The sequence below is a fragment of the Bacteroides sp. D2 genome (genome assembly GCF_025147085.1).
Classification (GTDB): Bacteria; Bacteroidota; Bacteroidia; order Bacteroidales; family Bacteroidaceae; genus Bacteroides.
The window spans coordinates 2,578,523-2,605,345 of sequence record NZ_CP102261.1 but is presented as its reverse complement, the minus strand read 5'-3'; the positions used below and the strand labels follow the sequence as shown (position 1 = coordinate 2,605,345).

Below are 26,823 nucleotides of genomic sequence, written 5' to 3'. Positions count from 1 at the left end.
TGCCGGTATATCGAAAGCAATGAAAACCAAGAATTGCCGAGATTGTTGCGAGATGATTCGGGCAAGATTGTCTGATATATGTTAATATTTCATGGTAAATAAGCATTTCCCTGTACAAACGCACTACAATCACGAATAAATGTGGTATATTTGTACTAAAATAAAGAGTATAGGCATGGAAAGCAAGAGATATAATAACAGTTTTACTTCCTCTAGTATGGTAAAGGAAGAAGGTCGGACAGCCTATTATAAGCTGCTGGACAGTGTGCGTGACGGAGACGCGGTACGCATCAAACGGGGCGTATATGCCACAGCCGAGCAGTTGGCGGACACGATGATAGATGTGGAAGCCATCATTCCAGGCGGTGTGCTGTGCCTTTTCTCCGCATGGAATGTGCATGGGCTCACCACCTCATTGCCTCAGGCATACCATGTGGCGGTAAAAAGAGGTCGCAAAATCACGCTTCCAACATTTCCCAAGATAGAGCTCCATCATATCACAGACACGATGTTTGACATAGGTGTCGAGGAACTGGTTGTAAGCGGTTACCACATACATATATATAATAAAGAGCGATGCGTGTGCGATGCAGTGAAGTACCGCAACAAGATAGGCATGGATGTTTGTTCCGAAGTGGTGAATAACTACATTTCCCAGCCAGACAGAAATCTATCCCTGCTGATGGATTATGCCGACAAACTAAGAGTAAAACGAATCCTCGAACAGTATATTGCAATAAAACTATGAGTGAAATCAAAAATCCTGGAAAGTCCATCCGGGCAAAGCTGCTCAATGTAGCCAAGCAGAAGGATGTGTTCTACCAGACCATTCTGACCAGATATTTTCAGGAACGCCTATTGTACCGTATCTCACAAACTCATTACCGTGAGAACTTCTACCTGAAAGGTGGAGCACTGATGTATGCATACGAACACTTTGCTGCACGTCCGACATTGGATATTGATTTTCTTGGCACGCATATCAGCAATGATGGCGAACGCATCGCCGAGGCGTTCCGTGAAATATGCGCTGTAGAGTGTGAGGAAGACGGAGTAAGGTTTGCTGCCGACAAGCTTGCAGCACAGAACATCACCGAGTTCAAAGACTACCACGGTATCCGTCTAAGTATTCCGGCGACAATGGACACCATTGCCCAAGTGCTGACAATGGACATTGGTTTTGGAGATGTGGTAACACCACATCCTGTATCATTAGATTACCCATTGTTATTGGAAGAACTGCCAGAAGCAAACATTCTTGCCTATTCCACTGAAACCGTAATTGCGGAGAAGATGCACGCCATCATAGACTTAGCTGACCAAAGCAGCCGGATGAAAGACTATTATGACATCTACCACCTGCTCACATCATTCAAATATGACAATACCATATTACAGGATGCTATCAACCGCACTTTCGAGAATCGTCATACTCTTTATAATGCAGATACGATGTTCTTCAGGAAAGACTTTCCCAACCATACGCAGATGCAGTTACGATGGTCAACATTTCTAAAAAAGGCAACTATCAAAAATAGCCTTTCATTCTCCGAGGTGGCACATTGGCTGCAAGAGGCTTTAATGCCATATTGGGAAGCCTATGGACGTATGTAATACTTCCGACCATTAATACATTATACAAAAAGAGTGCACCTTCTTCCCCACCGGGAAAAAGATGCACCACACAAACAAAACAAACAATAGAGCGACCTTCACAGGCAGCGTAGAACCCATGATTCCATTTTTCCTATGCTACTATTATAAAAAGAAAAATGGCAGGGGCACGGATTCCCTTGGGGAAATGAGGCGCTTCACAGCGACATAAAGGATATAGGCCATTAAACTCATTTATTATACTATATGGGGAAAACCTACATCTTTTTCTATTCTCACAAAAACATGAAATGAAACAATTAATTTCCTTTTATTGTTTTCCAGACAGGCACTGCTACCACCGCACCGACAATCGGAGCCACAATAAACAACCAAAGCTGGCTGATAGCCTCCACTCCGGCAAACAATGCCGGACCAATGCTACGGGCAGGATTAACCGATGTCCCCGTAACGGGAATACACACAATATGCACCAGAACCAAAGTCAATCCGATAGCCAGCCCGGCAAAATGAGGACTGCTATTATCCCGGTCGGTAGTGCCCAGCACAGTCAGCACAAAGATGAACGTAAACACCGCCTCGGCAACAAATGCAGCCAGCAGATACGGTTCTTCAAAACCGTTGGCTCCCGTACCTTCCATCCCCATTGTGCCGGTAATCAACCACAGCAATGCAGAGCCAAGTATTCCGCCCGTCACTTGCGCTACGATATACACACCGGCTTCCATTACCGACAGTCCGCCATTCAGCCAGACACCAATAGTGATGGCCGGATTGATATGACAGCCCGAAACAGGACCGATTGTGTACGCCATTGCCACCACCGACAAACCGAACGCGAAAGCAATCGTCAACACCGCGGCTACCGATGTCGCGCCGCCATTCAATACAGCAGCGCCGCATCCCATTAAGACAAGCACCATAGTGCCCACCATTTCAGCTATAAATTTCGTTTTCATAATCTACTTTTTCTACTCGTATAAGATATACTATTCTCTCTAATCATCCTCCCATTCCGAAGGCGGCAACGACTTCTTCCCATACCATTTCATCCAAGCACGAGATTTCCGCTTTCTCAAATAAAGCGCATCGCTACAATGCTCCAACGCTTCCCAGTCAAATGAAGAATGGTGTCCGAACCACCTCTCCAGCCAGTAAAGCAGATGATAACTCATGAACGCAAGCAACATCCACCACCACGAAAGCCAGACGGATAGCACCAATGCAGGCAATAATGCCAAGAAGAAACATTCCGTATACTGCCGCGCATGAATCTGAAGTTCCATCTCCTCCCACCCTTCCAAATATTTGAACCGGGTGAAACAACAACCGAAAATCATAAAATAATGCCTTTTCTTCCTGTTCAGAAAAGTTTTCGCCAACAGACTATTATATATTATCATATCCTCCTCTTCATTCAAAAAAGCAACATTGCAAAAGACCATCCAACTACCGGCCAACAAGCCCACCTTGTAACGACAAAGCGCTTTCAGTCCCGACATAGAAGAAAACGAGACAGCCCCGCAATGTTACCTGAAATACCTTGAAATGAAATAAAACTATTATTCGACGATTACGACGCGGTTCAATTCAGGTTCACTAAAACGGTTGTTCGTATCGCCCTCCGCTTTCTTCACGAGACGTTCAGGGGAAATTTTATACTTTTCGACTAATAAATTGTACACATATTCCATACGTTGTTCACTCAAACGTTGGTTCAGTTCCTTGCTACCCGTAGCGCTGTCCGCCGAACCAATCAGCGTGAAAGTCTTGTTCTTATCCGCCTTGATGGCGTTGTTCACATAAAACTCAAGATTGGTAAGTTCCTTCTTGTCCAGGGTAGCTTTGCCGATATGGAAGAACAGGGCTACCGGCGAAGCAGTCACTTTCGATTCATTCACCACTTCCGGTTTCCGATTTCTGGCAGCTTCCAGTTCGGCGGCAAGGCGCTGTGCTTCGGTACTCAAATCATGATTCTTGGCGCGAAGCGCGTTGATACGTTCATTATAAGATGAATAATCTGCCGGAGCCACTTTCTCGACACGATTGAAACGGGTCTTGCCCAACTTCACGCTTAGACCCAGTGTCACCGAACTCATTCCTTCACCTTTGCTGCCGCCTACCGTTCCGTCAAAACACTCTTTCACTAGCATCTGCCGTCCTTCCAAAGTCAGGTCCAGACGCTTGCCCAGGCGGAACGTATTCAAAATACCGATGTTGGCGGCAATTTCATTATCATGCGTGCTGTTTCCCCACGAACGTGCCCAGCCGAAATCGACAAACGGAATCACATTCCACACACGTTTCTCATTGAATCCGAGGAAACCGTTCGACCAGTTCCACATAAAGTCCGCATGGAGATTGGATACATTAAACTCTTCCTTGTAATAACCGCGATGCGCCCCTTTGGCATACATCCCGCTTGCATCCGTCAGCCCCTTGGCTTTCAGACCCGAATATTGCAGACGGACTCCGTAAGAAGGAGTAATCCATTTACCCAACGAAACATCTAATGCGGGAGCAATACGGTTGCCTACCGATGTCTTGTTATCCAATTCGCCTTCATAGATATTGATTCCACCGCCTACACCAATATACCAGTTACTCCAGAAACTATTCGTTTCATACGGGCCACGGAGAATACTTCCGTCCGTGTCACGATTTTCCTTTTGCTGTGCCATGGCACAGACTGATGATAATACCAATGCAACTGTAAGAATTTTCTTTTTCATACTTTTTTCTAGTTTTATAAAAATCTGATACCGGTACGTTCCACTATCCCACATATCTGCGAAACGCCGCCGAAGAAACATATAAAATGAATGAAAATGGCATAGCCACCAGCAAACACATCACAAACGCCAGTAGATAGATTCCCTTTAACAGTACATCCGCCAGCAAATACAATCCGTATGACAAATCCGTTTTCATTCTTTTTGTTCAAATCCGGGACAACCTTTTATTTCAGCCCCATTTTACTTCTTATCCCAGTCTCATTTTGCTTCCCGGACGAAATTTCACCTGGCGTTTGGCGGGAATCACCATTGAGCCGCCTGTTGACGGATTATGACCGTTTCGTTCTTTCCGTTCCTGAATGACAAAGCTGCCGAATCCCACTAACGTGATATTTTCTCCTTTTTGCATTGTTTCCGTAATCGTGTCGATAATTACGTCCAACGCATACCCGGCTTCTCTGAAACTTAGTTTTCCTTTAAGAGCCACCTCTTTAATTAATTCCGTTTTGTTCATTTTTTCTTTCTTTGTTTTTATAGTCAGTTATATCGTTTACAGATGTTTGTCATTTTATCATTCACTTATGCAACGGACTTGTGTAAAGCTCTCATCAACTATTCCTGCATTCATATTGCATACGTCAAATTCCTTCTTGGAATCATTATAAGTACACGTAAAAACTATATGGCTTTCATTAGGGGTAACTACACCAGTAGTCCAGGCATAAAGTATAGAGCCACCACGTTCTCCCACATAGTATCTACCTCCATTAGGAAAATACAGTGTTCTTGGAGAAGTTTGAAAACTAACAAAACTTACATAAGAATCAGAAACTTTAAAATCAAACTTCCCGGTTAGAAAGAACTTATCCCTTACAACTTTATATGGACGCATATCCGGTACTTTATAACCGGGCGGACATGGGTCATAAATAGTCTTCACATCATCAGAAATCACATCCTTGTAAGCTGGTCTATCAGTCCCCCACAATCCATTACTTTTACCCGTAGAGGGTCTGTCCATAGAATAAATGCCAGCATAATATGTCAGCGGAAAACGAATTTTCTCATATTGTTCGGGGGGATTAGGTACTGTTTTGAGAAGTGCCGTCACGTCCTTCCCCAAAAGGTCATAAATGTATTCATGCCCATTAGTCTCATAGTCAATAAACGGATCCTTGCGTCCGTACTGATACTGCATGCCCACTTCCTTCGAATCCTCTGCACCCACATTGCGGTCCATAAATATGTATTTCTCTCCCGCTACGAGTTCCGCACCTGCCTCCGGCTTCACAGGTATATCCACAGGACGCGGCGCGCACCAGATATGCCAGCTCCAAAGTAACGTCGCATCCGCGGCATTGGGGTCGGGTTTGTCATACACCGCAATAACGGCATTTCCCGCCTGTCCGCTATCGGAAACAATGAACTCCACCCTGCCATCGTGGTAGGCCACCTGCGAAATCAACCCCTTCTTGTCCTGCCAAAGCAGTTTCGCCGACTGCGGGGCGATAGTGACATCCGCCACATTGCCCGGTGTCAGGTAGGCCGAGCCTTTCGCGCTCTGGAAAGTATTTGCGACCGTAATTCCCTTGACGCCATTTCCCATAACGGTAGCGTTGAACGAATACGTTCCACCCAAAGGGGAGACAATATAACAGTTAGCTGTGCCTCCGTCAGATTTATCCAGTTCCGTAAACTCTTCCGTAAACCTATCGCTCAACGAAAGACAGTCTATCCGAATATATTTCACTATGTTTCCCATGACTATCTTCAGCCAACAACTCGCAAGAACACCACCGAAAACAAAATCCGCATCAGTCGTACAGCAGAACACCCACGAAGTCCCTGTCAGCATAGAGGCATCCGCCACATTACCGGGTGCTTTCACGGTCTGCCCCGTCGTGGGGTTGTAACACCATAGCTGGATAGGTACGGGAGCACCCAAAACGTCTTCATCCAGCACTTCTAGATCCGGAGAAACCAGACTCACCTGGCGGGTTGTTAATTTTGAAAAATCAGCTGTGCCTTTATTGTTATTCTGTAGTTCCACCTTCGCAACGGGAACAGGATCCATAATGTTCGGCAGCAATTCGGCAACTTCCCGGTCGATATTCAACTGCCATTGCCCGTTATATTCAAAACTCTCCGTCCAGTCATTGTTTACCGTAACCGTATATTCCAGATTACTGGCCGGCATATATATTGCCTCTTCAAGGGTAGCATAGCCTTCGGAATAGATTTTCGTGATGAGGAACGTGTAGCGATGTCCGCGTATGACATCACGATAGTACCCTAAGGTCTGATCATCAATAAAGTCTAACCGATAGTAAGAACGTTTTAGGTTTCCGTCTTGCTCTTCGTTGAGCACCAGTATCACGGCCATACGCTGCGGGTCGAACACTCTCGAGTCAAGGCTCCTTCCTCCCGATAGGGCGGTGTGTTCAGAACACCTGTATTCCGGTATATCCACTCCCGGCTGTTCATCGTACCAGCCGGACGATATCTCCGGTCCACACTTAAACGGAACTCCTATCAGTTCGCCGGTTTCCTCATAGTCCAGTCCGTTGTACTTGTTCGATGCCAATGTATAATTCGGCGCATTGCAAATCATCAATCCTCCATACGTCTTGTTAGTGTACAGTGTAGTTATCTTCACCCTTACCTTGGCTGTCAGACGTTCCATGCGGATTAAATTATCCTGCCCGTTTTTCCAATCGATGTATCCACTAAAAGCCTTACAACCAGGGAACTGTACCACACGTGCGTTCGATAATGCTAGTTTATCACTCCCGTAAAATACATTTTCGGGTGTGTTGCCGTCAACGTAGTCGACCCACTGACAATTTATGAACACATAAATGCGGTCGCCGTCTTGCGGTGCTATCCCCAGGTCGATAACAGGAGAAGAAGAACCGTCGCCATACATCCCCGGCACGTATTCCTCATACTTCTCCCTATGCGAATGATAGTATGGAGTCGCTTCCCAGTCCGTCCCCCGGTAAACGAATATGTCGTAACATTGTGTCCTATATTCGGCGGACGATTCTCCTGCCAGCCCCCGTACCTGCACCTCTTCCAGGTCCGCTATGGAGAGTCGCAACAGGGTTCCCTCATCAGGAGTAGCGCCGACGTTTTCTTCGTCCGTGCAGCCCTGCACAATCAGGCTGCAGCACACCAACCAAACGGCACAATATAAAGTATAGATAAATTTGTTATTCATAATGACTTATTCTTGGTTGTTTTTAACTCTTTATAGTTTGATTCATACTGGTTATATCCCAATCCGTACAGGTTATTCCTTCTCCCGCTCCCGGACACAGCGAACAGGGAGAAGAGTCGTTGAATCTATTATCACTCTGGGCATACTGTTAGATCCCGGATCGCTTTGCCAAAAATAGTAAAACGTATAGATACTACCAGGATAAGTATTATCGGAAACCCCATCAATAGTAGCCGAATAATACGTCAAAGACTTGCCGCGTGTATCATACCATTGTCCTGCTGTACCCGGTTCTCCCCAAAAATAATCCACCCATGGGAAACATAGCGTTCCTCCCTTCAAGCCCGTAAAATAGATTCCGGAACTCTCCTGCCGGAATTTATTCTGGCTATAATACAATTCATTCAACGCCTCAAAAGCCCTGTAGGTAGGAACCTTATATCCAGGTGGACACGGGTCGTAAATTGTTTTATCATTGAAGGTGCCGACCTCACTTACGGCACCTTCCCCCCACATACCCGATTCGAGGTTGGATCTGGCAGCCGTATAGTAGTTCAACGGAAAGAGAATATTGTCCCAGTTCCGTCCCGTATAGTTACCGCCCGGTCCTTCTCCCCAAACTATCAGGCTCGTTATATCCTCACCCAGAATATTGTAAATCCGCTTATATGAACCCCATTTACTAGCGAAATGTATCATGGGGACACTACGTCCGTACCTGTAAAGCAGTCCTTCTGCTTTATTGCTACTCCCGTCCGCAGTGGTGGCGCCGAGATTGCGGTCCATAAATGTATAGATACGTTTGCCGTCGTCGTCAGCTGCCGCCGAACCGCTGGTAGACATTTCCTCCGGACGCGGCGCGCACCAGATATGCCAGCTCCAAAGCACCTTTGCAGCGGGGTCATTCGGGTCGGCCTTGTCATAAACAGAAATAACCGCGTTGCCCGGTCCCTTTGTACCCGAGACATAAAACACCACATCTCCCCGGCTTGTAGTATTGGTATCGAATCCCACCTGGGTAATCAGTCCGTCTACATCCTGCCAAAGCAATTTGGCGGACTTCGGAGCAATAACCGGGCTGGGCGTTGCGCCCATCAGATATCCGTTCGCGTTATATGGCAGCATTGACGCCTGCACTGCAGGCGGAAGGCCGTCTGCCCCGTTTCCCATGACAGTCCCGGCAAACCTGTAACCTCCCTCTTTCTCCGCTATATAGCAGTTGGAAGTCATACTCTTGTTAAACATTTCATCCGTACGAACATATTTGGGGGTTATGATAGGGATATAGCGTGTTGACCTTCCGCACGTCACCCGGAAGAATCCACCCGGATTTCCATTCTTCACAGTGGTAAAAAACATTCGCAATCCCATATTTGTAACGTTAATCCTTATGCGATTATCGGATGGGGCTTTCGTCAGACTTCCGTCTTTCGGTAGTTTGTACCATAAGACAAAGCCGTTTGACTGGTCTACAGACTTGTAATCCTTGTCGACAAGGGATATATCCAAAAAAGCCGGGTCGTCAGGAACAACCTCAAATGCGGGGGCAGGATCAGTTACACCGTAAGGAATCACAGGCACCTCCGTCTTGTCCACCATGAAGCTTACGCCCGGGATGTCACCATCAACGGTCTCTTCGGCCCACCAGTCTTGCAAGTGGAGATTGACTTCTATGTCTTCTGGGGAGAGCACTTGTATATCCAATAGATAAGCTGTGTTTCTCATAAGCCGGCAATCATGCCCAGACACATTACCCCAGTCGTAGCCGAAGTCATTGATAGGAATCACCCGTTCTATAATTTTATTCTCCACAGTTTCTTTATTGAACAAATGTATCTTAACCTTGAGGGAAGTGATATTGACCCCTGCCTTATATTTCGATACATCTTCCAGATAGTTCTCGAAAAAGTATTGTTCATAAACGCGGAAGAGCTCCTTATCCACTGTATGTTCACCTAAGTATATGTCAACAATCTGGTCAGAGGGAAAATCCCGCAATACCATTGACGGATAATCTACATACACTGTAGGATCTACATAGTCCCAATTCCAATTCGAAACCAAAGCTATTGTAGGATGAAATTTACGGGCATAAGGCGGAGCATCCAGCAACTGGACTTCTGTTAGCTCCGGATAAACTTCCCAGTCTCCCAGCACACTCTTGTCGACTGTACGTACTAAAGTCCGCAGTTTGCAGATGGAACGATACAAGCGTATTGGGGCATCCTGCACAAATGTTTCCCCATCCCATCGCCATTCTCCCTCACCGGACATATAGACAGGACTGGAAGCCGGTGGAGTTGGGTTAATACTGCCGTAAGGTGAAAAATAGTTTAGATTAGCGCGTACTCCTACCAGAAATGTTTTATCCAGAAAAGCATCATCACTCTGCAGAATAATCTCCGGTATGTCAAATTTGAGAATATATTGTTTCTGTCCGTTCTCGCCAGTAACAGGTGTCAGATTAGAAGGATCCAAGCTTACAGTATAGTAATTAGAGTACATATCTCTCCTCCACATTTGTACTTCCAAATCTTCTATCGGCTCCCACCGATCCTCTATTTCTCTTGTCACGCCTTCCGTCGTTTGCACAGATGAAGCAATGCTTAGGGGAACTTCCACCCTTATCATTCCCTCGGGAACACAGGAAGTATCTCCCAGTTCGTCAATAGCCGTACATGAACAGATACATCCTATGCCGAAAAACAATAATATAAATGCCAGATATTTTTTCATACTATCAACTTCTTTTTTTATTTTTCTTTGATACAACGAACAGGCAGAGCATCAGCCTTGTGACGGCTATGCGAAAGCGAAATATTTCCTCCGGGCACTAATGATACACTCTCAAAACATCCCGCGATCTCACCCGGATGTGTACGTGAAGCGCACCCCCACAGATTCATGATATTATAATCCTGATTCTCTTGAAAGAAAGCGCCCGACCTGTAACGGGGAGTGTATGGAAAATATATCCTTTTATTGGTAGAAAACATTCCCCATACACTATTGTCATAGTTGTAAATGAGATCCGTCACACCATCACCGTCCCGGTCAAACGCTTCATTGTCGGGAACGCGCCACCCTGCCGGGCACGGGTCAAATATAGTTTTCTTATCTGCACTCCACAGCTGATTATTCGCATACTCTTGTGTATTTGTTGTATACCAGTCACTCTCTTCACTTTCGTCCAATGCATATATAATTTGATCAGGATGTTGCAGCGAATACATCAAATTAATTCCATCAGTTTGTTTGCTTATATACTCTATATACTTTTCCGGACTACCACCGGCATCGTACACATACACCGGTTTGGGCGTATTATCCCCAAAGCCTTTTGTCCCCGGGAAAGGGTCTTTACGTCCCCATTGATATATCAGTCCTCTTGCAGCCCCGTCCGGTGTATATTCACCGGACATGGCTCCCAGATTCCTGTCCATCCATATCCTGCCATTTACGGACTTCCATCCGTCCAGTTTGTTCGGGTCATAATCCGTCACCCAAATATGCCAGCTCCAGTAAATAACGTCATCCACCGTCAAGGCAATAACTGCATTACCTTCGTTTATTCCCTTCACACGGATATAATCAGTGGTTCTGTCTTTACCACCACCCATTATAGCTTTATCTGCTACGGTCTGAAAAGGGACATCCTGCCATACGTATGTCACGTCGATATGTCGTCCTTTCGGAATACCGCCTCCTAGTTCTCTCGCCCATGCCCATGCCGCATATATATTCTTCAACGGAATGTCAATAGTCTCGCCCGGGCGAACAACGTAACAGTTCGTTACCCGAACATCTTGAGTTACTTCTACCGCCTGCAAATGATTATACTCCCAGTCGTCTATCTCCAAAGTGTTTTCCCATCGGGCTAATTTCGTCAGAGAACAATGGAGTTTATATACATGATTGCGCTCTATTTTTTCCAAAGGAGATGATGTGTCGTCACCTCCTCCTAATTCAACAGTAACTTTCTTGCGTATACCTCCTTCTCCCGTGTATTCGTTAATGACAAACTCTAAAGTGATCTTCACTTTCTTGTCTCTACAATCCAATTCGGGAACATAAAAAGAGTACATTCTTTTTTCCGTCTCCTGAATAGATTCCCCATAATACTTATCACCATAGCCCTGCGACTCTTCATTTGCTTCCAGCAAAGAATGAGAAGAGATAAACCCTGTATCTAAGTGGTCAGAAGTCCGTATAAATTCTAACACAAAATCATCAGTCACTCCATTCGCATAGTCTTTATAGTCTTTCCGCACATACACATCCACTCTCGCCACAGCACGATCCACGCTAATCTCCAACCGCTGCGGTGAGGTAGCAGTAGAGGAAGGCAACGCATCCACCCCACCCCGTTCTCCATACATCGGCAGATAATTATACCTATAAGTCCCATCGTTACTTAGTACATTGCCCTCCAGCCCCATGGCAGAAAGACTGTATTTTATTTCCGGCAGGTGAACCGGATGAGTCACCGCTTCCAACTGTGCCCGAGTATCCGCATCTTCTGGTTCGTTGACAATAACATAAACACTTTTACCCGTTCCGGCCTTTACCATAAATGTCGGAGTAGTATAAGTCTCCACTGTGTTGATGTTGTCCCAATAATACATCTTGTCCAGCACATTGCCGTCGAACACATACAGACGCAGCCGGCGGATAGCGGCCTCTGACGTATTGATTTGCTCGGGATCGGTTGCTGCTCCCTGCACGCCGAGATGCACGCTCATCGGAACTTCCGCCCTCGTTCCTGCCAGCGTGTAGCCGTCAGTCGGTTCACGTTCCGCCGTGCAGGCAAAGCAGCAGATCGCTACAGACAGTAACAACAACCAATTATATTTTTCCTTATATCTCATAAATGTACATATACTTATTACATCAAAATCCCAATATCCTCTTCTTTATTCCCTTAAAGGTCTTCGTTCTTCAGCCAGATTGTCCAGCCGTTTATCACAATCTTTGCGGCAAGGAAGCTGATCAGTTCCGAATTATAGAAGAACACGAGCGCGTACTCGCTCTGCCGGTCGAGGTATTCCTGCGCGGGGATGTTGTGTCCCTCCATTTTAGTCAGCAGCAAGTAGGGGATCAAGTCAACCTTAAATAGCCGCTCGCCGTTGGACTTGCGTGTGAGCATGAAATAGACTTTCTTGTTTTCCAGCAGACGCATCGTGTTCATCTCCACCACGAGCCCAATGTCGTCCACGTCCGCCAGATAATAAGGCCGGTAGCTGATGACGTCGTCCGCCAGCAGGCTGTTGTCCCAGTTGCAGTGGCCGTTGTCCGCATGGATTTCAAACAGGCAGTCGTCGGGATCCAGTGCCAGGCCGGGGCCCAGGTTTTGCAGGATGAAGCGGAATTTGTTCGTGTCTTTCACCAGACGGACGGTTTCCGTCTGTTCCCCGCGTCCGGTAAAGTTCACCGTTATCGGTTCTCCGTACCAGAGGGGATGCAGTTCCTTGTCGTATATCAAGGTCGCTTCCCGATTCATCTTCACGGTCAGATCCTCCGGTGTGGACTGCCCCACTACGAGACGGGGCATTTCAAAATCGTCACTCATTCCTCCCCAAGCGGATATCCGGTATTCTCCCAAAGGGAGATCCAGAGGCATCCGGTAGTTGCCTGCCGCGAGACGTTCGCCCTGTTCGTTTTTCTGCAGGATGAATTTGCCGTCCTTATCGAATATGAATACGTCAATCCGGTCTACCCGACCGGCGAAGACGTCGGCAAACTCCATGTTGTAGTCATACCGGAAGTCGACATACAGCCGACATTCGGGCAACGTCTCATGAATGGAATCGCAGGAGAAGTGCGTCAGCAGCAGTGCAAGGCAGATGCCGCATCCCAACCTCCGGGCAATATCCTTTATTTTCATTATCTGTTTCATATTAATGGTTCTTATTTATTTTCTTACCTTTTTATATATAGTGTGGAAAAACAGTCCTTGTTTTTCTCCGGATAATCTATTTTAGTGGACAAGCCCGAAGCCTGTCGGTGTTTACAGCCACCAGTCCTCAAAAGGTGGTCGCCGCTCACGGATGTATGCCTCCGCAGGCAGGTTCTTACCGGTTGTATGTTACCAAGTTGTAAGTAGCATGTTGTCAAGTTATCAGTTTCAGGTCAAAGCTAATGATGCGGCAGGTCGCAAGTTATTAGAAAGAAGAAGGCACTGCCTCATGCCCTACGCCTTAATCAGCGCCTTCTTCCATTATCTAATTTTACTAGTCAACTTTCAGTTCATTAAAGATCTACGCCCTGACTCCAAGTTGTCCACGAGTTGACAGTGATACCTACTGCAAGGAATGCTTCGGCTTCGTCATTGTCTTCACCCGGATCAGTCGGGTCAATAGGATTAGTAGGATCAGGAATCCACGGAGTACCCGGTTGCTTAACACTTTTGATTGTCAAGGTATACCAGTTGTTGCGTACCACACCGTACTTACCCAGTTCCATTGTTCCGGTAACAGCGTCGTCGTGACGAATCAGGATGCTGTAATAGCAGGTTCCTTCTTTGAAATACTCAACACCCAGGTCTTGTACAATGTCAGGGTTATTAACAGGATCAATAGGATCAGGTACTACAGCAGGCTTGGAAGCCTCACCGCCATTAACGATAGCATCCATCTCATCAATATCAAGAGAAGCGAAATCGGAAGCATTCCAAGTTTTACTTTGGGCAGTAGCCATAGCGGCTATACGTACATAAAACTCGTCGCAAAGGGTTTTCTGCTGTTTTTGCAAATCTGATGCCGATCCGTCGGTAACAGCAGTCTTCGCTGTTGTATATACAGCCTGTAAATCAGTCAATGCTTCGTAACTGGTACCCAGAAGGCGGAACCAGCTCTTACCTGCAGTATAACCAGCCGGAGTGTACACTGCGGAAACCACTGCAGAAGTAGTCTGTGCCATTTTCTGTTCGGTAGCATCCATTGTATTCTCCAGACAGTATTTATCTACGCCCATGGTGGTGAAATCAGCTGGAAGAGCACCGTTACTGTCAAGTGTCAGATAATTGAATTTTGACTTGTTGAACTCTCCTGCGGCGTAGTTATTGTCTTTTCTATAATTGGCGCTCATGCTACCGATAGGTGTCACAATTTCAGAGAAAGGGAACATATCCTTGTTGGTGACATTCAATGCCCAATCACCGAACGTACAGGTTGCACCCGGAGCCATAACCATTACACCGCCAGAAGCCTCTTCCAAAGAAACCTTTGCCACTACGCGTTCTACGTAAATAACCGCAGGGTCAGCTACAGCAGCAACCTTCGCATTAGTAGCGTCAACATAACCATCTCCAACCTTCTTTATATATCCGGAAACGTCTATTAATGCTTTATGAGTTGTAGCATCGCCGGCATTAATCATCATAAAGTTGTCCTCTGCCGTTCCAATCACGTCCTTTACAGACGTTGCCAAGGCAGCGTTAATTGCCGCCCAACCGGCGGAAACTACACAACGATTCTGGAAATCGGTATTCGGGTTGATAACCGCCAATACTGTTTTAGTAGTGGCAGGAACCTGAATAGCTGATCCGACAGTACCTGGAGTACCGCCCACCGTCAACTGATATTCACCAGCCGACAATGTTTTTGTTCCCACACAGATGTCGCTGGCATCGAACAACGCAAGCAGCACCGTGCCCACTTTCTGTTCAGCCGTTGAACCGTGGTCTAGTCCCGAAGTACGAGTGCCTCCTGTGCTTTTCGGCATGTTCAAGGATACGGACATATATGCCGTTCCGCCTGTTACCGGAGACTGGTCTTGTACGCCTGTCGTCATCTCATCATCATTACTACATGCTGCCATCGCCAAACCGACAAACAGCGCTGTAAAGATCTTGTCTAATTTCATAATTCTAAAAATTTAATTAATACTAAAATGTTAATTACCAAATATAAGTTTCAGGTTGTATCATTCAGCCTTCAAATCTTCCAAACGTTTCAGGTACATCCGCATCGCACCGTAATCCCCCATTTCCCATGCCACGATAGCGGCGTTGTTGATAGCTATCCTGTCGTCGGGGAAGCGCTCCGCTATCATGCGGATAATCCGGTAGTACTCTTCCGAGCCTTTGCCGTAGCTTTCCGCCACGCGGTACATTTCGTTATGGTTCATCTTGTCGGGACGCGTACGGATGATTTCACGCCCCTGCTCCACAGTGAAGGGGATGATCACATAGTTGACCGTATATTTCACCTGACGCAGGCCGGGATATACTTCGCTCAACAGGGCATTGTAGATTTTACCGCCGTCGATAGCCCTTATCTTCGCGTCGCGGGCATCGGGATTGGGGGTTTGTTCGATAATGTCGAGCACCCGTTGCATATAGGAAGGACGGTATTCTTCCAGCCAGGCGGCAAGCCCTTCCCAATTTTCCGCCACCGAACTGCAGCGGAGCGTGCGGTCGTCCAGTTTATAGGCCTGTTTCAGGTTGCGCTCCAATGCCCGGGCACGCTGTTCGGAAAGACGCGCATTGGACACGTAGCTGCCTTCGGGCGAAGAATAACCCACAATGCTGATTTCATCAATGCGGTAGATTTCGTCATTGCGGATAGAGTCTATCGAAGAATAGATCCTCGCTAGTTCGGACGGGTTGTTCATGTAGTCGGCAAGCAATACGGACTGTCCCGCCTTAAAGTTCAGGTAAGCGCTTCGAGTGAAGGAACGGTGTTTCTCTACTGCTTCCGCCACCATGAGTTCCAGGTGGGGACGTTCCACCGTATCTTTTTCTTCCTTGAATAGAGGAACATCGGCCAGAAAGACATCGGCCAGCACCTCACCACATCCGGCACATCCCTGCCATTCGCGGCGTACCTCGACACATGCCCCGGACATCCATTTCTCCGTGGGAACCGTCTCGCTGTACTCAATCATCGGGCGGCGCTTTTTGCTGAAGCGGAACATATAAGGAGTCTCACCGGTCATACTGCCGTACAGTTTTTTACGACGTTCGTTCATTCGGTAGCGGTTTTTGCCCGCAATGCGGACGGACGGAAGTGCCAGTGAACGGGGCATGCCGGATAGGGAATCGGAATCCGCGTAGTTGACGATGATCGGAGTGACGGTAAGCTGCCGGCGGGTGGAAAGCTGTAACCCGCTGCAATCCATACGGAAAGAGACTTCTACCTTGTCGTCACTCACTTTCCGGGCGGTGGTGTTTGCTATGCTTATTTCCTGCGCCCGGGCAGAGACTGTGGCAAACGCCACCATCACCATATATAATATATAATTCTTCCTCATCGTTCTCTTATTTTATAATGTATATGATATTGATTGCAGCCTTTGTTGGGCCGAAATAGTTCTTCTTCTCGCTCTTCTGCAGGCTCCCGCATGTGGCGCAGGGATATTTAGAATGATCCAGCCGCGCATATCCGACTCCAAGTACAGCCTCCATACTCCAGCGGCTACCGAGCAACCACTGATAACCATAGGATATTCCACCGCCCCACAAATGTCCCTGATAACGATGACGTTCCATGTTATCACTCAAAAATGACATTCCACCCACATTGTATTTGGCGTAATGTCCGTGCAGACCCAGAAAATGACCGTTGAATTTCTCACAAAGCCAGTAGCGAAGTTCCGGCTGTACGCCCCAGTGGCGCAGACGCGTTTCATCATCAAACTTCCAAGGGTTATAATTTCCAGATAAATCGAGAGACCATTTCTTGCCCAAACCTATTTCCAGCCCCAAGTTCATTGTAGTAGTAGCGTCATAAAGCAAATTAGTCTTTACTGCAACCTTTTGGGCGTAAGAGTTGCCCGTATTACAAAGTAGTATTCCCAAGACTCCGATTAAACATAGATATTTCTTCATGTCGTCTTATTATTTATTATTGCTTCTCTTGCATCTCTATTCCGTAATAGAGATGAAACAAAAGAATACAAACAATAAAAACCTAATTACCAATGATTTATATCACATAAAGCACCCATATAACGTTTCAGCATCATGAGAAAATGAATCATAGCAAACAAAACAGAAAATAATATTCTGATATATAATTCATTAAAAATACAGATACTGAAACAATTGTGAAACAAACAGATAGGTAACAGACCAAACAATCAAAACAGGTATTGCCATGGAAACAAAACTTATGAAAAGCGAATTGCTGTACATCGAAGAACACCTGTCATGCCAAAACTACATGACAACGATTGAAACCGGATTCAAGTATCTTGAGTTCGATAAGAACACAGAATTTGAGGAAGACACTACAAGTAAGAATTATCTTCTATTCTTCCTGAAAGGTGATTTCACCATAACTTGCAACCAGTTCCACAACAGGTCGTTTCATGCCGGAGAGATGATACTCATCCCCCGTTCTTCCCGGCTGAAAGGAATTGCGGAAACCGGTTCAAACCTGCTCTCCATGTTTTTCGATATGCCCGAAGGAAACTGTGACAAGCTCATATTGCAATCTTTATCAGAGCTATGTAACAACATTGAATATGACTTCTCACCGATTAGAATACACTACCCGCTGACACCATTCCTCGAAGTGTTAACCCACTGTATCAAGAACGGGATGAGTTGTGCACACCTGCACACCCTGATGCAACGGGAATTCTTCTTTCTCCTGCGCGGATTTTATGAAAAGCGGGAGATTGCAACCCTGCTTCATCCTATCATCGGAAAAGAAATGGACTTCAAGGATTTTGTCATGCGCAACCATACCAAAGTAGATAATATAGAACAGCTCATTTCACTATCAAACCTGGGAAGAAGCCGCTTCTTTTCCAAATTCAACGAGGTATTCGGAATGACTGCCAAACAATGGATGCTGAAACAAAAGAACCAGAGGATACTCGAAAAAATGACCGAACCGGGAGTATGTATAAAAGACGCCATTGAAGAATTGGGATTTGATTCGCAGAGTAACTTCAACCGTCACTGCAAACTGTATTTCGGATGCACCGCCAAACAGTTAATGGAACGCTGCCAGACCGAAAACAGCCCTATTTATGAGGATAACCACGCGACGTGTACAAAATGAATAAAAATATGTACTTTATGATAATTCCTATTATAAATAAATAAACTTACTTTGCAGCGTGAAACAGTTCAAAACAACAAAGAGATTTTAATATAATCTCTATTACGGAATAGATTACAATACCGCAAAGATAAATAAAAATATTATATCTTCTAATTTTCAACAGATTAAATTACAAATTTTCATTTCACTTGGATAAATTTGTAACCATGCTGTTCACCTGATTAAGCATGGATACATCGAAATCTTTCAAATAGACGCGTGTCATTTCTTCCGAAGTGTGCCCTAGTCCGGCACTAATCACAGAAATTGGTGCTCCATAGTCACGGGCAAGGGTAGCCCAGGTATGGCGTGCCGTGTATGTCGTTAACGGTACTTTAATATCAGCTACAACAGCGATTTTCTTCAAATGCCGATTAATACGGCCCAACGCCAAACGATACTGTTTGTATCCAGAAGCATATTCACCGCTGATTATCGGAAAGAGATACTCATTTTCTGTGTTATATTTATCTATCACGCCCTGCATCTGCGGAGTCACCACTATACGAATCAGCTGTTTCGACTTATGGCGGGAATAAGTCAGCACACCATTACAAATATCGGTTTTCTTCAAAAGGACAATATCGACAAAAGCCATTCCCTGCGCATAAAAGCTGAACAGATACAGATTGCGGGTAAATTCCAGTTCTGGTTCATTCTCTAGTTTCAAGTCCGCCAAATTCTGCATATCCGTGCGCGACAAAGCACGTTTCACCGTTTTCGCCGGGCGGGTCTGTGCCTTCGCAAACGGATATTCGCCACGGGGATGATAACCATCCGTTACCGCCTGATTATACAAAGAGCGCAAATTGCGCAGATAATAACTTACCGTATTGCCGGAAGCACCATTACTATACAGAAAATCTTCATATCTCCTGACGAACGCCAAATCAACCTCTGACATCCGCACATCAGGGCGACCTATAAATCTTGCCAACGACGAACGCGTGCTCTTGTAGGCCGCAGCCATTCCCACTTTCTTCAGTTCCTGCTTACGCTCAATCTGCGCATTGATATATCGCAATAAATAAAACTGTGGTTTTCCTGTACCAAAAGCATTTTGAGCCAGAATATCCTCCACTGTAAATTCTTCCCTTGTCCGCTCAAGCTGCCTGATCCGTGTATCAATCCGATTCCGCATCTTCCGTAGCTCGCGGTTCATTTTCACGACCTCCGTAGCGGTAAAAGTAGAACCTACGCCATTCATAATCTTCCCTTCCGACTCGTCAAACACTTCTTCTTTCATCCGGTAGCCTGTATACAGTAACTTTTTTCTCCGATTGTGTATCACCTGAAATACTAAAGGATAACTGCCATTATTCAATATCCTGCTCTTGTTCAGCATAAGTTTCACTGATGTTATCATATCTTGCTTTTTTTGTTTGAGACGTAAAAGTACGAAGTTCACCTTACTTATCAGAACTATTTTTCCGCCTGTTACGCAAGAAACAAGAAATGGAATAAAAAGTTTTTCCACTTTAAGAATAGTTATCTGATAAATATAGTTAAAATACACGTTCTAGTAATCAGTATATTTTTATTACATATCTCCAATATGCATACGCATAAATTAGAGATGTATATCATTTATGATATTTCTTTACATTACACAAAAACTACCGCTATTTTTTCTTTTGAAAAATCAGAATATTAGGCATAGCTTTGCACTATGGATTTTAGGGAGCCGTCCGTTCCTTTAAAAGGAAGAGGTCATTCCTCGGTGTGCAACGGGTCGTTCCTTTTAAAGGAACGGCCCGTTGGTTTTAAAGGAAAAACCGGCATTTGTAACCATTTGAATTTCAACTTCTTACCGAATTAGAATTCCGTCCCCGTAACCCATGGGATTTTTTCCAACAAATACGACGGAATCTGCCGCATGAAGCGGCAATCAGTATACAACAAATTTCAACAATTCAAAATTCAAATCCCATGGTTACAGTCACGTTTGCCATCAAGCCATATCTGGCGAGGTATATGTATGTCCGGTACGGACAAAGTTTAGAACTTCTATCCCATAACAATCCACCGTCAAGGCTCCCCATTCCAATCCACCTCTCCCACCTCACTCCCATTTATCACTTCCTGCATCAATTGTCCGTTCCTCATCCGCAAGGCGTCTCTTGGAAAGAGACAGGAAATATCACTTTTGTTCTTCCTAGCCCAAGGCAGGGCAAGAACCCGGAAATCTACAATTACTTCGGTCAGAACAGTATCTTTATTATTGAAAAGGAAATTGAGGTGGAAATGAAAGCAGAGCTTTATTCATTCCTGTTGGAGAATAAGTTCAAAAATGGGGTGATGTATATAAAGTCAATGCATGAGTTTGTGGTAAAGTATGATATGGCAGAGTCGGTGGAAGAGGAAAGTTTGATGAGAGGGTTTCAGAGGTGGAGAAAGAATATGAAAAAATGACGCAACGAAGAAATCATACCTTATTTAATAGCGATATCATTTAACAACGACAGGTTATACAACGTTAAAAAAAATATCAGAAACAACCGGCTCTTATTATCTAAGAATTTACTACTTTTATATCTGCATAAGAACAATGGTAGTATTATGGAAAAAGAACGATATTTCATTCATTTTAAAGGTGGACTGTATAAAATGTTGGGTATTGCCCAGCATAGTGAGACACTTGAGGAGATGGTTGTTTATCAGGCATTATATGGTAAGCATGAAATATGGGTCCGTCCTAAAACTATGTTTTTTGATAAGATAGTACGAAATGGTATTAAAATAGATCGTTTTAAAGAAATAACAGAAAAAGAAATATATGCCTATTACCCAGAAAGAAAAGAAATATCTGAAGAATAAACACAAAGGTGGGAAAAATAATAGCAAAGGAGCTATCTATGAAAGCTACTACGCAACTTACCAAATTGTTTCATTTATGAATCAATATATTACCCAATTAAGTAACGTCCACCTAACGACACAACTACATGACGCCTTTGTTGATGATCTTTTTATTGAAGAACCTAATGCTCATAAAACCTATCATCAACTAAAAGATGTGAAAGATTTAACATGGGAAACTTGTAAGTTGAAATAGAATAAATATGAGAACTTATACCAATATAACATACGAAAAGAACAGAGATATTATTCAATTGATGCATATCTTATCCAATCCCAGTACCTCAATTGAAGTTTATCGTAATACCTTCTACAAACTAGGCAAAGCACTAGGAGCTTTGCTGGATGAAAAGAAACATAGCAGGTATGGAAATACCATGCTGGCATGTGCATCAGAAGATGCTGACTGGTTGACACAAGGTGTTTTAAGCTCTATTTCACAGAAAAATGTTGCATTAGCCGTTTTTTGGAATCAGAGAATCACTTTGGATGAAACAACAAAATTGGAATATAGTCCGATTGTAAAATCTTATATAGAGCCGATTGAAGAGTGTCAAACTCTAATTGTTGTAAAATCAATTATAAGCAGTTCCTGTGTGGTAAAAACACAACTAACCAGATTGGTGGAAAAAATGAACCCGCTTAATATTTATATATTATCTCCAGTAATGTATAAGGATGCTCAAAAGAACTTGCAAAAAGAGTTTCCTGAATCTATAAGCAATAAATTCGAATTTCTGACATTTGCTATCGATACATCCAAAGATGCGCAAGGAAGTGTATTACCCGGAGTTGGTGGAATGATATACCCCAAACTCGGATTAGGTGATATATATGAAAAAAATAGATATATACCCAATCTTGTCAAGGAACGAATGGCGCTATAACAGAACAGGAAATTAAGTTTCATTAGTATACTCGTATTCATTAAAAACTTTAACTTTCATCAAATCAGCCAACGAAACAGAAAAAGCACTTGCTGACAAATTTCCTTTCTTATATCCTTCTAAAAGCCTTATATCCCATTTCATGCCTTCAAATTCAGGTTCAGGTATTCCTTCTATATTATAAACTAAATAGTAATCTCCCGAAGGTTCTTTATACCCTATTTTTTCCAACTTTTCTCTCGAAAAGATCCGAGGTCCTTTAGGCACCAATTTATATAATCTTCCAGTCAATAATTCTCGTTCGCCATGTAATAATAAATAACGCGCAGATATAACTTCTTTACTCAAATGTAGAGAACCATTAGCACTACCAGTACGAGTATTATATAATTTTCTTTTTAGAATCCAATCTAATTGTTGTTCATTTTTATAATACCCAATTAAGACGTATGTCTCATCAGGTAATAGATCACGATTGGCCCCATAAGGTTCTGGCAGAGGCTCACGTAAACTACGATTATTATTTTTACTCAATACAGAATATGTATGATAAGCTAGCTTCTCACGTAAAGAGGTACGATTTAAGAAATTATCAACTACATCATCAAGAAAAGTTAGAAAAGCCTGTATACTCTTATCATAATCCTTAGGCGAAATAGCAAAGGCTCCTAGCCCAGGAATGATTTCATGAAAGCCATGAATAACTTGATTTTCTGTTCCTGGATAAAGGATATAAGCTCCTCCTGTTCTTCGAATAGCATCTTTATAGGCATGCATTTTTAATAAATCAGCGCGCTTATAAGTTCCTCGCTCTTCCTCTCGTTTCATCTCCGATAAGTCATCGGATACTTCATCATTATTCTTATTTGTATTGTCACGAAGAAATAATTGTTCTATTCTATATTTCGCATCAAAATGTATATGCGTAATCAACTCTTCTCGTTCAGCTTCTTCACTAGTTATGTCTCCTGGCCATATTGTCAATGTATAGTCGGGACGAAAATTCCGAGTCCAGCTTCCTGATAATTGATAGTTATCTGTATAACTAAAAGTTCGATTATAAGAAAAACATATATTTAATTTACGACTATCTGTCTCATATATGCCACTCAACATAATCATTTTACCTTGCTTTAAGGTTAGGTTTAACTCATTACTACAATCAATGAGCTCTTCTTTACTTTTTGAGGGAATGTGAAACTTCTGGCTCAAAACATCTAATAATTTGAAGAAAAGCCAATACTCGTACAATCTAGCAACATCCTTTTTTCCAGCTCCATACACATCTTCACCACCTTGCCAAGTAAGTCGAGCAGCCATATCAAACATTAACCATTTCTGAAAGATTTCCCGATACCCTTCTTTTCTTTGTAAAATTGGACTATTTAAAGGTAGTACATTTATTTCTGAAATATTACGGAACAAAGGATATGACAGATACTGTAACAACTTCTCACAAACTAAAGAAGCTTCCTGTTTTAATCGTTGTCCAGCCTTAGAATGATGTTGTATAGAAGAACAAAATGTTAAAAATGAACGCAATACATACTTTATAAAACGATTTTCTGGAATATCGGCAGTTTCTTTTCTAAAAGCAACAGGCACGCAGCGTGGCAATGTATCGAAACGATCTTTCAAAGGATGTTGATTAGACAAAGAAACTCTATTAGTTGCACAAGCAAGTTGCCTTAGCGTATGTTGCCCCCAACGTTTTACATTACAAAGTTGCCTTTCTTCTTCTGAATCAATCCATCTCTTAACTGGAGACAATTGAATCTGATACATCGCATCTGCAAAAGAGTCACTATCAACAAGCGAACGAACAAAAGCAAAACGCTGATAATCTGATCTAGGATCTTTAGTTATATCTACCTCATAACGTTGTATCACAGGAGAACTTTGCTGCATAAGTAGCTCTGTACAAAACTCTGTGATATCCTCTAACATTCTACGGTAGTCATCACGATAATCGACTTTGGCGGAACGAATCTCAAAAGCAACCTCACCTACCTTTTTATTATCCTCTTTTTGTAAAACATCAATACTATATGTACCCACATAAATTCCTGTAGATATACATCCACGACTAATTGCTTGGCGACTTTTGCTATTAGTTAAAATATCTCTATCTTCTTGTAAATAGTAGCTATTCTTATCAAGCTCAAAATCATACATACAACCTTCTTGTAATTGAAAAGGAGATTCTCCATATTCTTTGGCGTCCTCACTTTTAAACAAAGTATTCTTTCGCCTAGCAAAAACATATAAGGTTGTACAATCACCATTATTTAAAGCAATATGTATTGATAACTCATCCATACGTCATGCTTCAGCAAAACTAGTAAAACCATTATCCAACGCTACACAATACATACGCCATATTTTTTCTGCAGACAGCGGATATTTAAATTGGTCATTATGAACAAACTCTATTGTATTTTCCAGGGTTAACTCGGAACCCTTAATAAGGCAAAGATTCCATAATGCTTTTAGTACAGGTTCCACTTTCTTACGAGAACCATGTAGTTTTGGCAACAATTTTTGTATAATTGCGGCATCAACAATAGCATCACCTTCCAACTTTGTGTTAACTTTCTCTGCTAAAGCCATAAATCGAAAAATCTCACAGGCTGTGCGATACCCAAATTCTGCATGTATTTTTTTCAACTCATAAAAGAAACATTCTAAAGAAGTAATAATAGACGCTTTATGCTCTTCAGAGATTTGCAAGCCCCAAGAATCAACTGCCATTTTTACGAAGGAAGTTGCTTGCTCAACGCCTTTATTATTGATAATATCTTTATGAATAGGCTGAAGCTTCTGCAAGAAATCTTTCATGTCCTTCTCCATAATACGAAATTCTAAGACATTAGCACGGTCTAAAACCTTAGGGCTAAACATATAAGTCGTTTCATCTACATTAATCGTTCCTATTATAAATAAGTTACGAGGCAATTTTGTAACAGGAGTAATTTCTTTATCTATACAATTCTTCATTAAAGGAATCCCTTCTTCTGACTCCATTACACTCAAAAAATCAGAAAAGTAACGTTCAACATAACTTAGATTCATTTCATCAAGAATTAAGAAGTATGGCTTTCTTGGATTCTTGTTTGCTTCTATTATAAGATCCAATGCTCCATTATCTGGTTTTACATAAGCCCCTTTTTCCAGTGCATTGGGATATCCAATCAAGAATTCTCGATTTGTCCAATCTGCTCCAACAGGAATCATACAAACCTGTTTATCTATATCTTCACAAATCCACTTTGCAAACATCATAGCTAATTGTGTCTTACCAGAACCAGCTAAACCACTTAAAATAACAAAAGGCTTTGTCAACAATGACAAGATAAAACGAGAAACAAACTCTGATGAGAAAACAAGCCCTGTAGAATTTAAATCGTTCATAAATGATTCAGGCTCAAAATCTTTCTCGTCGTACTTTTTACTTTGACCAGATAAAGCAATCAACGAGTTTTTATCTGAAGTTATTATGTTCTTATACTGGGCTATTATTCTTTTCAAGTCTTCTTCAATTAAAGTATAATTCAAAGGTTTGGTTGTATCGTACACCGCATAAACATAAGAATCTCCATATCTATCCGGTATTATATTTCTTTTTTTAAAATAGGAATTAATCGTTTCTACATTAGTATCTAAATTCCAGGTAACAACCGGTACAGTCCCTTCGCTGATGCCATAAGCCAATACCAAAATATTATACTTTTTGTAAAAGAGATATACAGGATATATTCCATTACTAGTTTTTTGTCCCTGTGCTAAAAAAGAAATCCATGGTACACGTGCTAAACTAGCCATTCCGAAGCTTACTTTCACTTGCAAATCATCAAAATACCTTATATAATCCTTAGTTTTCAAACTATTACCTTTAGCTTGTTCCAAAAACTTTACTAATGTTTCCGATATAGAATTGGATTCGTTCTTCAAAACAATTTTAAAACCATTATCTTTCAATATCTTAAAACAAGTAGTACCTTTTCCGCCTTCAAATTCATTACGATCTAATTCTTCTCCATTTGCAAAAATATTAGCATAAGCTAAAACCAATTTGGGTGGAAACCTTTTTCCATTGTATAACAGATCATAAGTGGACGAATGAGCTTGAGGTGGAATACCCTCTTCTTCTACTTTACGGATACCCTGAAGAATATCATCACGTTTTATGTTTCTAGGTAATTCTTTCATAATAAAGTTATTTACACTTTTAAATATCCTAACTAAATCATCGTAAAAGTACAAATTATTTATATAAATCAAACCCAAAACGGATAAATCACAATTATTATTTAAGAGAATTGTTTTCAAATACATATAATCCACAATATATACAGAAATAATTCCAATATAAAATCACATATAGCCTATATTTAGATGCATGTACACGATAGTTCTCAAAAAAGATATGACGTTTCCATACTAAACTCGAAATA

At 42.9% G+C, this 26,823-nt stretch carries 21 protein-coding genes; 7 read left to right on the top strand and 14 right to left on the bottom strand.

What is annotated here, in order from left to right:
- The first annotated feature begins 175 nt into the window (after positions 1-175).
- The gene (locus NQ505_RS09045; protein WP_004323246.1) at positions 176-748 is read left to right on the top strand and encodes a hypothetical protein; all 573 of its coding nucleotides are present in this window, start codon (positions 176-178) and stop codon (positions 746-748) included.
- The gene (locus tag NQ505_RS09040; protein WP_004323247.1) at positions 745-1,614 is read left to right on the top strand and encodes a nucleotidyl transferase AbiEii/AbiGii toxin family protein; all 870 of its coding nucleotides are present in this window, start codon (positions 745-747) and stop codon (positions 1,612-1,614) included. The genes NQ505_RS09045 and NQ505_RS09040 overlap by 4 nt, the downstream gene beginning before the upstream one ends.
- 299 nt (positions 1,615-1,913) lie before the next feature.
- Here the strand turns inward: NQ505_RS09040 and NQ505_RS09035 are convergent, their stop codons facing one another.
- From NQ505_RS09035 to NQ505_RS08985, 11 genes are all read right to left on the bottom strand, one after another.
- Positions 1,914-2,573 (bottom strand): MIP family channel protein, encoded by a 660-nt coding sequence (locus NQ505_RS09035; protein ID WP_009000129.1) that lies wholly within the window; start codon positions 2,571-2,573, stop codon positions 1,914-1,916.
- Between the two features lie 39 nt (positions 2,574-2,612).
- Complete coding sequence (locus tag NQ505_RS09030; RefSeq protein WP_008649874.1) at positions 2,613-3,017, bottom strand: hypothetical protein; 405 nt, start codon at positions 3,015-3,017, stop codon at positions 2,613-2,615.
- Between the two features lie 159 nt (positions 3,018-3,176).
- Complete coding sequence (locus NQ505_RS09025; RefSeq protein ID WP_009000130.1) at positions 3,177-4,346, bottom strand: OmpA family protein; 1,170 nt, start codon at positions 4,344-4,346, stop codon at positions 3,177-3,179.
- Positions 4,347-4,596: 250 nt separating this feature from the next.
- Positions 4,597-4,863: an HU family DNA-binding protein gene (locus NQ505_RS09020; RefSeq protein ID WP_009000131.1), complete on the bottom strand. Its 267-nt coding sequence runs from the start codon at positions 4,861-4,863 to the stop codon at positions 4,597-4,599.
- Positions 4,864-4,920: 57 nt separating this feature from the next.
- Positions 4,921-7,569 carry a hypothetical protein gene (locus tag NQ505_RS09015; RefSeq protein WP_009000132.1) on the bottom strand — a complete coding sequence of 883 codons (2,649 nt, stop codon included), beginning with the start codon at positions 7,567-7,569 and terminating at the stop codon, positions 4,921-4,923.
- Positions 7,570-7,641: 72 nt separating this feature from the next.
- Entirely contained in the window at positions 7,642-10,305 is a 2,664-nt protein-coding gene (locus tag NQ505_RS09010; RefSeq protein WP_009000133.1) for a hypothetical protein, read from the bottom strand.
- A 17-nt stretch (positions 10,306-10,322) separates the two neighbouring features.
- Positions 10,323-12,437, bottom strand: coding sequence for a hypothetical protein (locus NQ505_RS09005; RefSeq protein WP_009000134.1), 2,115 nt, complete (start codon positions 12,435-12,437; stop codon positions 10,323-10,325).
- Between the two features lie 53 nt (positions 12,438-12,490).
- Positions 12,491-13,465, bottom strand: a complete 975-nt coding sequence (locus NQ505_RS09000; RefSeq protein WP_009000135.1) for a FimB/Mfa2 family fimbrial subunit — start codon at positions 13,463-13,465, stop codon at positions 12,491-12,493.
- A 353-nt stretch (positions 13,466-13,818) separates the two neighbouring features.
- Positions 13,819-15,432, bottom strand: coding sequence for an Mfa1 family fimbria major subunit (locus NQ505_RS08995; protein WP_009000136.1), 1,614 nt, complete (start codon positions 15,430-15,432; stop codon positions 13,819-13,821).
- Positions 15,433-15,492: 60 nt separating this feature from the next.
- Complete coding sequence (locus NQ505_RS08990; protein ID WP_009000137.1) at positions 15,493-16,821, bottom strand: DUF3868 domain-containing protein; 1,329 nt, start codon at positions 16,819-16,821, stop codon at positions 15,493-15,495.
- A 7-nt stretch (positions 16,822-16,828) separates the two neighbouring features.
- Complete coding sequence (locus NQ505_RS08985) at positions 16,829-17,398, bottom strand: DUF3575 domain-containing protein (protein WP_009000138.1); 570 nt, start codon at positions 17,396-17,398, stop codon at positions 16,829-16,831.
- A gap of 268 nt (positions 17,399-17,666) precedes the next feature.
- Here NQ505_RS08985 and NQ505_RS08980 point away from each other — a divergent pair, with 268 nt between their 5' ends.
- Positions 17,667-18,581 (top strand): helix-turn-helix domain-containing protein, encoded by a 915-nt coding sequence (locus NQ505_RS08980; protein WP_009000139.1) that lies wholly within the window; start codon positions 17,667-17,669, stop codon positions 18,579-18,581.
- A 187-nt stretch (positions 18,582-18,768) separates the two neighbouring features.
- Here NQ505_RS08980 and NQ505_RS08975 read toward each other — a convergent pair whose 3' ends face one another.
- Positions 18,769-19,989, bottom strand: a complete 1,221-nt coding sequence (locus NQ505_RS08975) for a site-specific integrase (RefSeq protein WP_009000140.1) — start codon at positions 19,987-19,989, stop codon at positions 18,769-18,771.
- A 563-nt stretch (positions 19,990-20,552) separates the two neighbouring features.
- Here NQ505_RS08975 and NQ505_RS08970 point away from each other — a divergent pair.
- From NQ505_RS08970 to NQ505_RS08955, 4 genes are all read left to right on the top strand, one after another.
- Positions 20,553-21,035, top strand: coding sequence for a hypothetical protein (locus NQ505_RS08970; protein WP_009000141.1), 483 nt, complete (start codon positions 20,553-20,555; stop codon positions 21,033-21,035).
- 147 nt (positions 21,036-21,182) lie between these two features.
- Positions 21,183-21,440 (top strand): DUF1653 domain-containing protein, encoded by a 258-nt coding sequence (locus NQ505_RS08965; protein ID WP_009000142.1) that lies wholly within the window; start codon positions 21,183-21,185, stop codon positions 21,438-21,440.
- Positions 21,400-21,678 (top strand): hypothetical protein, encoded by a 279-nt coding sequence (locus tag NQ505_RS08960; protein WP_009000143.1) that lies wholly within the window; start codon positions 21,400-21,402, stop codon positions 21,676-21,678. The genes NQ505_RS08965 and NQ505_RS08960 overlap by 41 nt, the downstream gene beginning before the upstream one ends.
- A 7-nt stretch (positions 21,679-21,685) precedes the next feature.
- Positions 21,686-22,369 (top strand): hypothetical protein, encoded by a 684-nt coding sequence (locus NQ505_RS08955; protein WP_009000144.1) that lies wholly within the window; start codon positions 21,686-21,688, stop codon positions 22,367-22,369.
- Between the two features lie 12 nt (positions 22,370-22,381).
- On the opposite strand, the gene NQ505_RS08950 is transcribed toward NQ505_RS08955, so the two are convergent.
- Together NQ505_RS08950 and NQ505_RS08945 are read right to left on the bottom strand one after the other, a co-directional pair.
- On the bottom strand, positions 22,382-24,688 hold the full coding sequence (locus NQ505_RS08950) for a DUF2357 domain-containing protein (protein WP_009000145.1): 2,307 nt from the start codon (positions 24,686-24,688) through the stop codon (positions 22,382-22,384).
- Between the two features lie 3 nt (positions 24,689-24,691).
- Positions 24,692-26,578 (bottom strand): McrB family protein, encoded by a 1,887-nt coding sequence (locus NQ505_RS08945; RefSeq protein ID WP_032853748.1) that lies wholly within the window; start codon positions 26,576-26,578, stop codon positions 24,692-24,694.
- Between the last annotated feature and the right edge of the window lie 245 nt (positions 26,579-26,823).